At 69.8% G+C, this 13,260-nt stretch carries 18 protein-coding genes; 7 read left to right on the plus strand and 11 right to left on the minus strand.

The window, feature by feature from the left end; all coding sequences use genetic code 11:
* Window positions 1-46: 46 nt before the first annotated feature.
* Window positions 47-319, minus strand: coding sequence for a hypothetical protein (locus ACQPZA_RS27010; RefSeq protein WP_433274973.1), 273 nt, complete (start codon window positions 317-319; stop codon window positions 47-49).
* Window positions 320-551: 232 nt separating this feature from the next.
* Here ACQPZA_RS27010 and ACQPZA_RS27015 point away from each other — a divergent pair, with 232 nt between their 5' ends.
* A complete protein-coding gene (locus ACQPZA_RS27015; RefSeq protein ID WP_433274975.1) occupies window positions 552-1,130 on the plus strand; it encodes a TetR/AcrR family transcriptional regulator in 579 nt (192 codons plus the stop codon).
* A gap of 31 nt (window positions 1,131-1,161) precedes the next feature.
* On the opposite strand, the gene ACQPZA_RS27020 is transcribed toward ACQPZA_RS27015, so the two are convergent.
* Entirely contained in the window at window positions 1,162-1,575 is a 414-nt protein-coding gene (locus tag ACQPZA_RS27020; RefSeq protein WP_433274977.1) for a nuclear transport factor 2 family protein, read from the minus strand.
* A gap of 98 nt (window positions 1,576-1,673) precedes the next feature.
* On the opposite strand from ACQPZA_RS27020, the gene ACQPZA_RS27025 reads away from it, so the two are divergent.
* Both ACQPZA_RS27025 and ACQPZA_RS27030 read left to right on the plus strand, forming a co-directional pair.
* The gene (locus ACQPZA_RS27025; RefSeq protein WP_433274979.1) at window positions 1,674-2,048 is read left to right on the plus strand and encodes a hypothetical protein; all 375 of its coding nucleotides are present in this window, start codon (window positions 1,674-1,676) and stop codon (window positions 2,046-2,048) included.
* A complete protein-coding gene (locus ACQPZA_RS27030; protein ID WP_433274981.1) occupies window positions 2,045-2,740 on the plus strand; it encodes a TetR/AcrR family transcriptional regulator in 696 nt (231 codons plus the stop codon). Before ACQPZA_RS27025 ends, ACQPZA_RS27030 begins: the two co-directional genes overlap by 4 nt.
* A 45-nt stretch (window positions 2,741-2,785) precedes the next feature.
* On the opposite strand, the gene ACQPZA_RS27035 is transcribed toward ACQPZA_RS27030, so the two are convergent.
* From ACQPZA_RS27035 to ACQPZA_RS27045, 3 genes are read right to left on the minus strand one after another with little or no spacing between them, the layout of a single operon-like run.
* A complete protein-coding gene (locus ACQPZA_RS27035) occupies window positions 2,786-3,088 on the minus strand; it encodes a hypothetical protein (protein ID WP_433274983.1) in 303 nt (100 codons plus the stop codon).
* Between the two features lie 34 nt (window positions 3,089-3,122).
* Window positions 3,123-3,713, minus strand: coding sequence for a VanZ family protein (locus ACQPZA_RS27040; protein ID WP_433274985.1), 591 nt, complete (start codon window positions 3,711-3,713; stop codon window positions 3,123-3,125).
* 59 nt (window positions 3,714-3,772) lie between these two features.
* Window positions 3,773-4,660, minus strand: a complete 888-nt coding sequence (locus tag ACQPZA_RS27045) for an aminoglycoside phosphotransferase family protein (RefSeq protein WP_433274987.1) — start codon at window positions 4,658-4,660, stop codon at window positions 3,773-3,775.
* 108 nt (window positions 4,661-4,768) lie between these two features.
* Between ACQPZA_RS27045 and ACQPZA_RS27050 the strand changes: the two genes are divergently transcribed.
* From ACQPZA_RS27050 to ACQPZA_RS27060, 3 genes are all read left to right on the plus strand, one after another.
* Window positions 4,769-5,485, plus strand: coding sequence for a TetR/AcrR family transcriptional regulator (locus ACQPZA_RS27050; RefSeq protein WP_169395524.1), 717 nt, complete (start codon window positions 4,769-4,771; stop codon window positions 5,483-5,485).
* 204 nt (window positions 5,486-5,689) lie between these two features.
* Entirely contained in the window at window positions 5,690-6,598 is a 909-nt protein-coding gene (locus ACQPZA_RS27055) for an SMP-30/gluconolactonase/LRE family protein (RefSeq protein WP_433274989.1), read from the plus strand.
* Window positions 6,599-6,616: 18 nt separating this feature from the next.
* The gene (locus ACQPZA_RS27060; protein ID WP_433274991.1) at window positions 6,617-7,624 is read left to right on the plus strand and encodes an LLM class flavin-dependent oxidoreductase; all 1,008 of its coding nucleotides are present in this window, start codon (window positions 6,617-6,619) and stop codon (window positions 7,622-7,624) included.
* Between the two features lie 57 nt (window positions 7,625-7,681).
* Here ACQPZA_RS27060 and ACQPZA_RS27065 read toward each other — a convergent pair whose 3' ends face one another.
* The 5 genes from ACQPZA_RS27065 to ACQPZA_RS27085 form a co-directional block, all read right to left on the minus strand.
* The gene (locus ACQPZA_RS27065) at window positions 7,682-8,122 is read right to left on the minus strand and encodes an anthrone oxygenase family protein (protein ID WP_433274993.1); all 441 of its coding nucleotides are present in this window, start codon (window positions 8,120-8,122) and stop codon (window positions 7,682-7,684) included.
* Window positions 8,119-8,757 carry a TetR/AcrR family transcriptional regulator gene (locus ACQPZA_RS27070; protein ID WP_433274995.1) on the minus strand — a complete coding sequence of 213 codons (639 nt, stop codon included), beginning with the start codon at window positions 8,755-8,757 and terminating at the stop codon, window positions 8,119-8,121. Before ACQPZA_RS27070 ends, ACQPZA_RS27065 begins: the two co-directional genes overlap by 4 nt.
* The gene (locus ACQPZA_RS27075; RefSeq protein WP_433274997.1) at window positions 8,754-9,203 is read right to left on the minus strand and encodes a hypothetical protein; all 450 of its coding nucleotides are present in this window, start codon (window positions 9,201-9,203) and stop codon (window positions 8,754-8,756) included. Before ACQPZA_RS27075 ends, ACQPZA_RS27070 begins: the two co-directional genes overlap by 4 nt.
* 219 nt (window positions 9,204-9,422) lie before the next feature.
* A complete protein-coding gene (locus ACQPZA_RS27080; RefSeq protein WP_433274999.1) occupies window positions 9,423-10,256 on the minus strand; it encodes an enoyl-CoA hydratase/isomerase family protein in 834 nt (277 codons plus the stop codon).
* Between the two features lie 227 nt (window positions 10,257-10,483).
* Window positions 10,484-11,026, minus strand: a complete 543-nt coding sequence (locus tag ACQPZA_RS27085; RefSeq protein ID WP_433275001.1) for a GNAT family N-acetyltransferase — start codon at window positions 11,024-11,026, stop codon at window positions 10,484-10,486.
* Between the two features lie 215 nt (window positions 11,027-11,241).
* On the opposite strand from ACQPZA_RS27085, the gene ACQPZA_RS27090 reads away from it, so the two are divergent.
* Window positions 11,242-11,919 carry an alpha/beta hydrolase gene (locus tag ACQPZA_RS27090; protein WP_433275003.1) on the plus strand — a complete coding sequence of 226 codons (678 nt, stop codon included), beginning with the start codon at window positions 11,242-11,244 and terminating at the stop codon, window positions 11,917-11,919.
* Window positions 11,920-12,058: 139 nt separating this feature from the next.
* On the opposite strand, the gene ACQPZA_RS27095 is transcribed toward ACQPZA_RS27090, so the two are convergent.
* Window positions 12,059-13,222, minus strand: coding sequence for an MFS transporter (locus ACQPZA_RS27095; RefSeq protein WP_433275005.1), 1,164 nt, complete (start codon window positions 13,220-13,222; stop codon window positions 12,059-12,061).
* Between the last annotated feature and the right edge of the window lie 38 nt (window positions 13,223-13,260).

The following is a 13,260-nucleotide window of genomic DNA, read 5'->3' on the forward strand; positions in this document are numbered from 1 at the left end:
ACATCAACGGCGTTGATCATAATGCCCTGCGGATCACGCAAGTCGATCATTCCGAACAGCAGCACCAGCGAACGACTCGCGGGTTGACCAGCTGGACGTTCATGGTGCACAACGGGCGCGTCTCGAGCGCATTCACTCCCCTGGACGACAGCTGACCGTCATTTATTCGTTTACGAAGGTTCGCGATCCGCCCGGTCCCCTGGTAGATGGTGCCGAAGACCGCCACCCCGGCGACGAAGCCGAACTGCAGCACTGTCGTCGCCATACCGCTGGCATCCGGGATGTGCTCGGGCCGGACGTGGGCGACCGTGAGCGACACCAGCGGACTGAACGACACCCCGAACCCAGCTGTACTTCGGGACGCCAAATACGCATGTCCACCGATCCGCCTGACGGCCGGCCCGGACGCGAGGGCGAGCCGCTACCGCGCCCGGGGGTCACGACAACACATCTGCCAGTAGTAGAGCGAGCGTTCGCTCTATGATCCGTCCATCGGTGCCTCGATCACTGGCGACGTGGGTCGGCTCCGAGGCACCGGGTGAGGGGTAGTGGTGCCACGGGTCAGCACGGAGCATCTGGCGGCACGTCGTCGGCAGATTCTGGATGCGGCGGCCACGCTGTTCGCCGAACGCGGCTTCGCCAGGACCAGCATGAGTGACGTGGTGCAGGCATCGGGCTTGTCGATGGGCGCGATCTACCGCTACTTCCCGAGCAAGGTCGAGCTGGTCGTGGCCACGGGCGAGGGGCACGGCGGAGAAGTGGGCGACGGGTTCCCGGTCGAGCGCGCAGCCGAGCTGTTGGCCCGGCTGGCCGACGAGGTCGGACCCGGACGCAGCCACGCCCGGCTGTCCATCCAGATCTGGGGGGAGGCCGCGGTCGAGCCGCAGCTGGCCGCCCGGGTGGTGCCGATCCACCAGCGGCTCCAGGACCATCTCGTCGAGCTCCTCCGCGATGGCGTGGAGCCGGACGAGCACGGTCCGGAGGACGAGGCCCTCGCCCAGGTCGCCCTGTCCGCGGTCATCGGGCTGGCGGCGCTGGTCGCGGCGGGGGTACCCGTCGACCAGCCGCGGTTCGTCGCCGCCCTGGCGGGTCTCGTCGACCCCCCGCCCGACGAGGCGCCGCGCGGCTGAGCGATCCGCCCGAGCGCGCGGCGCCGGATGCTCATCCGCCCGCGGGTGCCCCGGCCGGGAGCGTCGACGGGACCGGGCTCAGGTAGAAGCGGGTCCAGTTGATTCGTCCGTCACGCGTGGTCATCACCACCGGTCCGCACATGAACGCCTGCGCCCCGCCCGGGCCGGTGCCGACCATCTCCCACTCCGACCAGATCTCCGAGCCGGACACGGCACGTCGCAGCACCGTCGCCCGCAGATCCGGCAGCCGGTCGAAGATCGCTGTCCAGTTGGCGAGCACGCGGGCCGAACCGGTGAAGCTCTCGGCCGGCCGATGCGGCAGCTCGCACCGGTAGTCGGCGGTGAAGCAGTCCGCGACCTGCTGCACATCGTGCGAGTTGATGGCGGCGTGGAGACGGTCGATCGGATCCGTCGCGGCCGTCGCTGCTGTCCTGTCGTCGTTCACTCGCGCAGTGTAAAACGAGCGCTCGTTCTCTTACGAAGGACGGTTGCTATTGGCCACCTGGTCAATATACTATCGGCCGTGTGGTCAATAGCCGGACGATGACGTCTCCCGCCTTCGATGTCGGCCCACCGGCCCGGGCCGTCGGGGTCTACGTGGCCCTCACGATCGGCACGCTGATCGCCCTGATCGTCCTGACCTCCTCCGCTCCCGGTCTCGCGACCGACGAGGCGTGGGGGCACGCCGTCGTGGTGGCCGCATTCGCCGTGCTGCTGCCCCTTCGCCTGCGAGCAGCGAGAAGAAGCCGACGCGCCTTGCAGGCGGTGGCGGTCATCGCGGGCGTCCTCGTCGCGGTGAACGTCGTCGAGGCGGCGCTACCGGGTGTCTTCCCGGCCTGGATGCGCCTGGAGATGGTGGCGACAGCCGTGGTGATGGTGCTCGTGGCGTTCCTGACCGTGCGCGCCGGGCGGCGATGACGAGGCGCGACGCCTCCCGGGTGCGGCCGGCTGCCGAAGGGAAAGGGCGGGTCCGGCAACGTCTGAGCGAGGACGAGCGGCGTGAACAGATCATCGGCGCCACCATCGCCGCAGTGGCCGAGCACGGTTATGACGGCGTCTCGCTGGCCCGGATCGCCGAGCACGCCCAGATCTCGAAGGGGCTGATCTCGCACTACTTCACGGACAAGGACGACCTGATGGCACAGGCCGTCACGGTGACCGTCGTGAAGATCCGGGATCTGATCGTCGCCCGGCTGGACCTGTCAGCGCCGGTCCCCGAGGTGATCCGGTCGGCGATCCGGGGCGCCGCAGCGCTCCACCACACCCACCGGGCCGAGCTGACGGCGATCGACCAGATCGTCCGCAACCTGCGCGCCCCCGACGGGAGCCGCCGGCTGAGCCTCGCCGACTACGAGGACACCTACCGAGGGCAACAGGCCTTGTTCGAGCGAGGACAGGCCGAGGGCTCGTTGCGCCCGTTCGACACCCGGGTGATGGCGGTGACCTATCAGGGGGCGATCGACATGATGCTGGGCTACGCCGAGACCTACCCCGACACCGATCTGGACCGCTACGCCGACTCCCTCGCCGACATCCTCCTCTCCGGCATCACAGCACCGGGCGGAGGCGGGTCGGCCTCGTCGGCAGGGGTAGCGAGCGTGGCCGGATGACGTGCTGGATCGCACGTGGACCAGCGGGGGTGACGGCCGCGAACCTCAGACCGCGAGTCCCAGCATCGATCGGAGCTGGGCGAGCAGGACGGCGCGGAAGTTGGCCGGGGACCGCGCGGGGTGCAGTACGTGGGAGACGATGGCTCCGGCCAAGGCGGACTGCACGAAATCCGCGAGGTCGCCGGGGCTGGCAGTGGGGATGAAGACACCCTGCTCGCGACCTTCGCTCACCGCGGCCAGGAAGCCCACGTTCAGCTCGGCCCCCAGGTGTTCGGCGAGCACCGCGGTCAGTGCACCTGATCCGCAGCCGACGTCCAGGGCGCCGCCCCTGCGGCCGTGCCCGAGCACTTCAGCCTGGTGATCTTCCCCGCGGTGCGCGCGCTCAGCGTCCCGGTACCGGGGCCGGTCGAGCCCGATCCGGCGACGCTCCGGCCGTAGCCCGCCACCAGCGGCGCGACGCCAACGCGGCCAGCCCGGCCCCGGCAGCGTTGAGCAGGACGTCGTCCACAGACGACACCCGGTCCAACCGCAGGACGTACTGCGCGACCTCGACCAGGACCGAACAGCCCGCCGCGAGCACCAGAACCCGCGGGACCGACGCCAGCGCCGCGAACCGCATCGGGGCGAGGAACCCCAGCGCCGCGAACACCAGCAGGTTGCCCACGACCTGGCCCGTCGCCGTCAGCGGCCCGGCTGCGATGATCGTGACCAGATCCCGCAGCGGCACCAGGCTCACCCGACCCGGGACGGCACCGGCCTGACTCCCCGGCAACATGATCATCCACACCAACGGCACCGTCCCGTAGACGATGCCGACCTCGGCCAGCGCCATCCGCCACGCCGGCGTGGCGCCGGCGACCCGCCGACGACGGGCCAGAACCCACACCAGCAGCGCAGCCAGCGGCAGTACGGCCACCGTGAGGAGCACGCCACCGGTGAACGTGCCGAACCATAAGTGCCACCCCCCGGTCATTTCACCCCCGCTTCCGTCCGGCGGCGGAATCTACCCGGGCCCGGCCGCGCGCCCTCGCGTCAGTCCGCCACCAGGACCCGTTCGAGCGTGGCGTAACCGGCCGGTTCCCACGTCGGTTTGCCTCCGGGCAGACCACGCCTCCCGTTCCGTCCGATCCAGATCAGGCCCAGCGCCCGGAGTACCGCCCAGCCCCGCGCCCGGGTGATCGTCGCGTCGTCGGCGAGCGCATAGGCGTCGAAGAACCGGCTCGCCGTGCCGGCGGGCAGGAGGATCCAGGCGGCTGAGAGGTCAGTCGCGGGATCGCCTGCGCACATATCGCCGAAGTCGATGACCCCGGCGAGCATCCCGTCCCGGACGACCACGTTCGCCGGATGCAGATCGCCGTGCAGCCAGAGCGGCGCCCCGTGCCAGACGGGCGCGGCCACGGCTTCCTCCCAGACCTCCCGGGCGCGGCCGACGCTCGGGTGGTCGGCGATGACGTCGAACCCGCCGTCGACCCCCTTCTGCATCTCGGCCAACGGCATGCCACGCGTGGGGTTGGCCGGTGCGTCGGCGGGCGCCTGGTCGTGCAGCGCGCGAAGGAACTCCGCGAGGATCTCGGCCGCATCGATGCGGGTGATCGGCGCGCGATCGGCCGGATCACCCGGAACCCAGCGCGCGATCGTCCAGGTGTGCTCGAACAGGTTCGAAGGCCTGCCGATACGCACCGGGACGGGCGTCGGCAGCGGCAGGCGGTTCGCCAGCACCGGCAGCCACGTCTGCTCGGTGTGCAGCAGAGCAGGCGCGCGCTCGGTACGTGGCAGGCGCACGGCCAGCTCGTCCCCGAGCCGCCATTGCTGGTTGTCCCAGCCGCCGTCGACGTCCCGGAGCTCGAGGTCGGCGAGATCCGGATGCTGATCCCGGAGCAGAGCCCGCACCAGGTCCTGCTCGAACCTGAGCTCCTTCATCGGTTGGCCCCCGATCGCTGCACGCGCAGGCACGTTAGACCCAGGACGAACGCCGTCAGCGGGTAGGTTTGCCCCGACGCAGGTGGCATCGAGCCATTGAGGGGGCGTATGGCCAAGAGGCAGCCCGGGGCATTCGACACCTGGGAACTCGATGCCCCCCAGCTTCAGGACCGATCCGCCGAGCTGTGGGACCACTCCTACGGGCCTGTCGCGAGGCGCCTGCTGACCTCCGCGACCCGTTGTTATGCCTCCAAAGGCTTCCAGGCGACCACCACCCGCGACATCAGCGGTGGCGCCGGGTTGAGTCCCGCCGCGATGTACGTCCACTTCCCGTCCAAGGAAGCGATCCTGTTCGAAATCGCCCGGACCGCCCATGTGAAGGCCCTGGACGACATGCGCTCCCCTGCACAGGACGACCTGGTGGAACGGATCTGGCACATCGTCTATCGCCACGTGGCCTGGAATGCTCGCTATCACGTGGCGGCCAGGGTGGCGCAGTACGAGCTGGCCAACCTGACCCCGGAGAACTACGCGTCGATCCGCGAGATCCGGCGGGAGACCAACCGTGTCTACCGCAGCATCGTCGCCGACGGGGTCGAAGACGGGGTCTTCGTGCCCATCGACATCAAGCGTGTCGTCCGGGGCATCATCGCCCTCGCCGTCGACCCGGTCCGCTGGTACCGGCACAGCGGCACCGACAGCCCGGAAGACCTCGGCGAGTTCTACGCAGGTCTCGCGCTCGCGATGCTGACCAGCACACCGCCGGTGCCTGCCTCGCGCACGGAGCCTTCGGACCCCACGCAGGCGGGCGAGCCCGCTCGCTGACGGTCGACGCCGGTTCCGGCGCTTGACATCAACTCCGGCAGGCACGATCCTTTGGCCAGCCTGATTATGCGCTTAGTCATTGGCCGGTTAATGACGCTCCGGCGATAGAGGCATGTGATGGTCAGTGGTTCTCAGCCCGCCCGCATCAGCCACCGCAGGGCAATTCCGGTTTGCCAACGACGACATAACGGATTCGAGGTCACGATGGGACAAGGTGCGCCGTCAACTCGTGAGGTGACGGTCGTGCTGGACGGATACTCCTTCCTGGAGTGTCCGCGGTGGCATGACGGCCGGCTGTGGGTCTCCGACTTCTACACCAACCAGGTTGTGTCGACCGACGGTCGCGGTCACGTCGAGGTTGTGGCCGAGGTGCCGCGCCAGCCCGGCGGGATCGGTTTCCTTCCTGACGGACGCGCGCTCATCGTGTCGATGCGTGATCACCGCATCCTGGTGCGCGATGAGTCAGGGTCGCTCGCCGAGCACGCCGATCTGTCCGGCGCGGTCCCGGGGCTGCTCAACGACATGGTCGTCGACGATCGCGGACGTGCCTTCGTGGGCAACTTCGGCTTCGACCTCATGGGTGGAGCCCCGTTGCGTCACACCACGGTCACGCGGGTCGACGTGGACGGCACTGTGGCCACTGTGGCCGACGACCTGTGTTTTCCGAACGGCATGGTGATCCTCGGCGGGAACGTTCTGGTCGTCGCGGAGACGTTCGCGGGGCGGCTGACCGCGTTCGACATCGCGGAGGACGGCGGGCTGGGCAATCGGCGCGTGTGGGCCCAGTTCGGTGAGCCACCGCAGACCGAGGACGTCGGGGAGGCCGTCGAGCTGCTCCAGGTCGGTCCTGATGGCATCTGCGCAGACGCGGAGGGTGCGATCTGGGTGGCTGACGCCCTCCACGCCCGCGTGATCCGGGTGCAGGAGGGCGGCGAGATCCTCGACGAGATCCCGACCGGGCTCGGGGTCTTCGCCTGCATGCTCGGCGGTGACGACGGCTGCACCCTCTTCCTGTGCACTGCTCCTTCCTTTCCCGAGCACGAACGCCGGCCGGTCCGCGAGGCGCAGCTCATGGCTGTCCGGGTGGACGTTCCCCACGCAGAGCTGCCTTGATCGTCGACCCCGCCGCCCATGGAATGGAGGCTCCTCGTGGAGGTGTCCTGCGCTTTTCCGACCGCTCTGGATTCCCCTGCCAACATTGCTCTGGCCGAGCAGCTGGGATACGCGCGAGCGTGGGTCTATGACACGCCCCAGCAGAGCACGGACGTGTGGATGACCCTGGCGCTGGCCGCTGAACGAACCGAACGGATCGGTCTCGGTCCGGGTGTGCTGGTGCCCAGCCTGCGACACCCGATGGTCAACGCTGCGGCGACCGCCACCCTCGCCGCGCTGGCTCCGGGTCGGGTCTCGATCGCCTTCGGCACGGGGTTCACCGGCCGCCGCGCGATGGGATACCGCGCCATCACGTGGGCCTACATGGAGTCGTACATCCGCGCGTACCGCGGGCTGTTGCAGGGCGAGGTCGTGGAGTGGGAGGGGGCGCAGATGCAGATGCTGCATCCCGCTGGGCACGCGCCCGCACGCCCGGTCGACGTCCCCATCCTGGTCGGCGCGCTGGGCCCCAAGGGCCACGAGGTCGCCAAGGAACTCGGCGACGGGCTGTATGTGACCCTTCAGCTGCCCGAGTTCATCACCGAGTACTCCTGGGTGCCCAACCTCGTGTGGGGCACGGTGCTCGACGAGGGAGAGGCCACCGACTCCGAACGCGCCCGGCTCGCCGCCGGGCCGGGGTGGGCGCTGGCCTATCACGGGGCCTACGAGTTCGGGGGGCCCTCTGCCGTGCATGACCTGCCGGGCGGCGCGGAGTGGATGGAGGTGGTGAACCGGACTCCGGACGATCGACGGCACCTCGCGGTTCACACAGGTCACTGCGTGGAGATCGGTGAAGCCGATCGAGCGGCATGGGACGCCGGCGGCCACGCGATCCTTCGGGACGTGACGATCAGCGGTACTCGCGACCAGGTCCGGCATCGCCTCGACGAGTTCGCCTCGAAGGGCGTCACCGAGATCGTGTTCCAGCCGTGCGGGCCCGACACCCGGGGCGAGCTCGAGAGGTTCCTCGACGCAGCGACTGCCTGACAGCGACGTCGCTCCGAGTCGGCGACGTGCTCGGCAGCGGCTGGTGGAAACGGTCGGTCAGGTGGTGGCGGCTGCGCAGCTCAGGACGAACCCGAGTAGCAGCAGCCAGGAGCGCACGCCTTGGAAGGACTCCCAGCGGCGGCGGGTCCGCTCCCAGTCGGCGGGCGGGTGTGCGGGGTCCCAGCGTCCGGTGGCGGCGTTGATCGGGACGTTGACGACGACGGTGGACGCCACGGCAACGGCGAAGGCCGCCGCTGCGGACCAGGACAGCAGCGCGGGACCGCGCCCGTCGGCCGCAGCGGCGATGCCGAGGACGACGCACAGGGTCATCCCGACGGGCATGACACGTCCGTAGGTCCTGAGCAGGCCTTGTTCGACGATGATGCGCTCGGTGGCGGGGAGGCGGCGCAGGACGGGGTGGACGAAGGCATAGGAGCCGAACTCCGCGCAGGAGATGAATCCGGTGACGAGCAACGTGGCGAGGGTCAGCAGGTTCACGGTGCCTCCTGGGGTCGGGGCCGCGGTGCCGCGGCGGCACGCACGGCGGTCAGGGCCGCGTCGATCAGGGCGTCGGGGTCGGGCCAGGGCATGTCGGGTTTGGTGATGCGCAGATCGACGATGCCGTGGAGGGAGGCCCACAGCTCGGTCGCCAGCATGGGCGCCGCGTCCCGTCGCTCGGCGTGCACGCACGCGGCAACCGCGTCGAGCAGGGCCCGGTGAGACGCCGCCCCGGGGTGTTCGGTGTCGGGATCGAGGCCCAGGCCTGCCGCGCCCGCGTTCGCGGCGCTGAACAACACGCGGTAGTGCCCCGGCCGGTGCAGGCCGGACCGCACGTAGGCGCGCGACATCGCCTCGAGGCGAAGCAAGGGCACCTCGCCCGCCGAGTCGGCTGCGGTCCGGAGCTCGTCGGTGAACGCGGCGAACCGCTCGGCAACGACCACGCGGAGCAGCGCTTGTTTGTCCGGGAAGTGGCGGTACACCGAGGGTGCCGTGACTCCGGCGGCGGTGGCGACGCTGCGCATCGTGACCGCGTCGACGTCGCCGAGCTGCGCGAGCAGGTCGGTCGCGACGCTGACCACGAGGTCACGCAGCTCGTGCCCGGTGCCGCGGCGACGGCGGTGGGGTGCGGTCACGGGGCGGTCGTGTCGTCGGGGAGCTGCACCCGCACCAGGACCCGGCCGCGCCCGACCTCCGCGCGCACGTCGGCGGCGTCGGGGGTGCCGTCGGCGCCGACCCGGACGCGTGCCCAGCGCCCGTACGGGCGGTGGTCGCGCACGAGTGCGGTGAGCGCCTCGGCGACGGCATCAGGTTCGCGCACGGCCTCGGCCCGGGCGCCGACCCTGTGTCCCCGCAGCCGTAGCTCCACCGGCACACCACCGGCGAGGTTGCGCCACCACCTGCTGTTGGTGGTGATGAGCAGCTCACGGCCGCGTTGCAGATAGTTGACCGGGATGGCATACCGCACGCCACTGCGGAGCCCGACGAAGGTCAGGACGAGCCTCCTGGTGCTCAGCAGCGGATGCAGCGGCGAAGACAGGACAGCGGCCGGGACCCGGTTGACCAGCGAGGTCCTGGCCATCACGCACCGCCGCCCCGTCGCCGACCCATCCGGTCGGCCTCCGCCCCCGCTACCGCCTCGAGTGCCTGCCCCAGCTGGTGCAGCATGGATCCCCCCGTATGCTAACAAGCGTTATCATAACGGACGTTAGCATACATGAGGATGCGAAAGAGATCGCACCGCCCGGGCTACGCGACGATCTGTTGGCGCCGTCTCGCCGCGGCGGGAAGGATCACCAGGTCACTCCGCATCTCCATCCGGCTGCCGCCCCAGGTGGTAGCCCAGGCGAAACTCGTAGTCGCCGGCCTGGTTACGCCCCGCCGCGATCGCTGCGGGCAGCCTGCGCTGGGAGCCCGGCCAACCGAAGGACGCGAAGTAGATGTCATAGGAGGACTTGATGTCCTCCGCGGACGGCAACGTGTACCGGTTGACCTGCCCCTTGACCGCAGTGATCGAGTCCTTGTCGAACGACGCGATCCGCCGGGCGAGGGTGTCCACCAACCCGTCCAGTTCGGCGTCGGGGACCGTGCGGTTGACCCAGCCGTACCGCTCGGCCAGTTCGGCCGGGTAGTCGTCGCTGGTGAGGATGACCTCCAGCGCCCGCGCCCGGCCGAGCAGCAGCGGCAGGTGCTCGAGACCACCGCCGCCGGGCAGGTTGCCGTTCGCGGTCTCCGGCTGGCCGAACAGTGCCCCGTCACCGGCGAAGCGCATGTCCATCGCCTGGGCGAACTCGCAGCCGACTCCCCTGACCCGCCCCCGGATCTTCGCGATCGACACCACGGGCAGGCGTGACAGCCGCGTGCCGGCGTCGATGACCAGCGGGTAGCCGGTCACTCCCAGGCCCGTCGGTGTCTCGGCGACCCGGGAGGTGTCGTAGTGGTTCAGGAAGTAGTCCGGGTTCGCCGACTCGAACACCACCACCCGCAGGTCGGGCGCGGCTTCCATCTCGTCGATCAACTCCGGAAGCTCGGTGAGCATCTCCGGGGTGACCAGGTTGATCGGCGGGCTGTCGAACGTCACCCGCCACAGTCGCCCGGTCTCGGCGGTCACGGTGAAATGGGTCCATTGCCTCACGGTTCGGTTCCTTTCTCCCAGGTGATGCCGCTCAGACTCACCCGTGTCGCCAACCGGCGCACGACGCCCGGCAGCGAGTTACGCGGAACAGGCGAGCCGGAGGTCTGGCTCGAGCGCGGCTACCCAGCCTCCGTCCGCCGTGGGCTCCGCCCAGCGGCGACAAGACGGCGACCGTGAGCAGCCCTGCCTCTCACTGGCGTGGACCATCCAGAGGCGTCGCCGGTACCTCATCGGCAGAGCTGTTTCGTCATGAACAGGTTCGTCCCGTGGACCGCATGCACTTCCGTCCGCCCGGTCTCAGTGAACCCGATCTTGGCCAGCACACGGCGAGAAGCGACGTTCCACTCCCAGACCGTGGCCCACAGCCGTTCGTATCCGGACGATCTCGCCCAGTCCAGAACCGCTGATGAGGCCTCGGTGGCGTATCCTTGACGCCAGACTCGGCGCAGCAGTTCGAACGCCAGTTCCGGCTCCCTGTCCGGCACTTTTTCGCTGTCGACCAGTCCGCAGTAACCGATGACGTCCCCAGTGGCTTTTCGCTCGACCGCCAGCAATCTGGACGACCACAGCCGATTGGTGCGGATCGACTCTTCAATCTCCGCGACCGTGGGGCGTCCCTCGGCATCTATTCGACGGTGCGGCGGCACTCGTGGGTCCCGTTCGGTCCACAGCTCACGCTGGACGGCAGCCTCGGTCACCCGCCACGGTCTGAGCAGCAGCCGAGCCGTCTCCAGCACCACCTCGGGTTCCGGCGTCACTCCAGCTGCCATGACAGCAACAGTCTCACGGTCGCCGACAGCGCTCACGTACTCGAAACTCCGCTCGATCGGTTCGACCGTTGCCGGGTGCCGAACCCGTGCGCAGTGCCCCGTCCCTCGTGGTCGCGCGCGCCGCCGCGGCTCTCGCAGGACCCCCACGACACTCGGCGTCAATACGTTACAGTTTAGTCTTGTAACTCTTCGTCCAAACTCCACAGAGGAGCATCGTGACTGCTCAGCGGCCCACGCTCGTTCTTGTTCCGGGCGCCTGGCACCTCCCGTCCACCTGGAATCTGCTGCGCGGGGAGCTCGACGACCTCGGCTACGCCAGCCGCGCGGTGAAGCTGCCCACCACCGGCCCCGACCCGCGTGGCGGCCTGCGAGAAGACGCCGAGGCGGTCCGCGCGGCTACCGAGGCGATCGGCGGCCCGGTCGTCGTCGTGGCCCACTCGTACGGCGGGATCCCCGCCACCGAGGGCCTCGCCGACCTGCCCGACGTTCAGCAGCTCGTGTACCTGGCCGCGTACGTCCCCGACATCCACGAGTCGCTGTTCAGCCTGCACGGCGCTCCCGATCCCGACTCGAAGGAGGAGCTGTTCCCGATCGGCTCGGACCCGCGGGCCCGGCTTTACGCCGACGTTCCCGAGGCGGTCGCCGACCTGGCCGTCAGCCGGCTCGTCGACCAGCGCCGCCAGCCGTTCGCCGACCGTGCGACCCGGGCCGCGTGGCAGACCGTCCCGTCCACCTACATCATCACCGAAAACGATGCCGCAATCCCGGTCCGGATTCAGGAGCAGATGGCCCTTCGCGTGAAGAGCATCCGTCGGATCCCGACCAGCCACTCCCCGTTCCTGTCCCGTCCCGCCGAGCTGGCCGCGCTCCTCGACGAGATCGCCAGGGGCTGACCGAAAGATCACGCGCGGGTATGGAGGTCTGCCTGACAAAGGCAGGGTGAAGCGGCGCCCTTCTCGACGACGCCGGCCCAGGGCGACTCCGCTCTGGACCGGCCAGGCCGTCCGCTCGCACCTTGCGTTGCACGCAGTTTCACGCAACGACGTTCTCCGCGGCCACGCGCCTGCGGCCGAGCTGAAGCGTCAGCAGCAGGGCGACCACGACGAGGCCGAAGCCTGCACTGAGCAGGGGGAGCGCCAGCAGGCCTCCAGCGCCGATCACGATTCCGCCGACCAACCCACCGACGGCGGTGCCGAGGTAGATCGCCGATGCGTTGAGCGAGAGCACCATGCCGCCGGTGGGAGCCAGTTCCAGCAGAAGAGACTGCATCGGGGGGTTGAACGCCCAGCTGAAGACAGCCCACAGGGCGAGGACCACGGCGGCACCCACGATGGTGCTCCCGGCCGGCGAGAGCACCGCGACCGTGATGACCGACCCGCCGAGGAGGGCGAAGAGCGTAGGCACGGCGCCGAACCGGTCGGCAGCGCGGCCACCCCACACGTTGCCTGCCATCGCCCCGATGCCGTAGATGAGCAGCAGGAGCGCGACGGTGGCGCCGTGGATGCCGCCCGTGGCGTTCAACAAGGGCGCCACGTAGATGAAGACGACCATTGCGGCGAGGACGTTGACCACGGTCATCGCGAGCGCCGTCAGCACGCGCCAGTCAGCGGCGACGGCGAAGCGTCCACGCAGCGGCACCGCCGGGGGCGCCGGGAGGCGGGGTAGGCAGAGCGGCGCGGTGGCGGCGACCAGTGCGGTGACCACGGCCACCGCCCCGAAGACGCCGCCGTAACCGATCCTGCTGCCGAGCAGGTCGCCCGCGGGCACACCGACGGCGAGTGCCAGCGTCAGACCACCGAACACGATGCCGACGGCGCGGGCGCGCTGGGCGGGCGGAAGCATGGCGGTGGCGACGAGCGTGGCGGCCGGTGTGTAGGCGGCCGCGCCGAGCGCGGCGATGATCCGGCCCACGATCAGCAGGGGGTACGTGGTCGCCAGTGCGGACAGCCCGTTCCCGACGGCGGCCACGACGAGGGCGGCAACCAGCAGAGTCCGGCGGTCCCACCGGCCGGCGAGGGTGCTGACCAACGGGGCACCGACGGCGTAGGCGATCGCGAAGGCCGTCGCAAGCTGGCCGGCAGCGGTCAGCGAGACACCGAGCTCCCCGCTCACCGCGGGAAGCACGCCCGACACCACGTAGGCGCTCGTGCCGACCGCGAAGGCACCGGCGGCGAGCAGATAGGTGCGCACGGACATCGAGAGCCTTCCGAGTCCTTGGTCGGATGATCGTCGTA

The sequence above is a fragment of the Pseudonocardia xinjiangensis genome (assembly GCF_050948425.1).
Classification (GTDB): Bacteria; Actinomycetota; Actinomycetes; order Mycobacteriales; family Pseudonocardiaceae; genus Pseudonocardia; species Pseudonocardia xinjiangensis.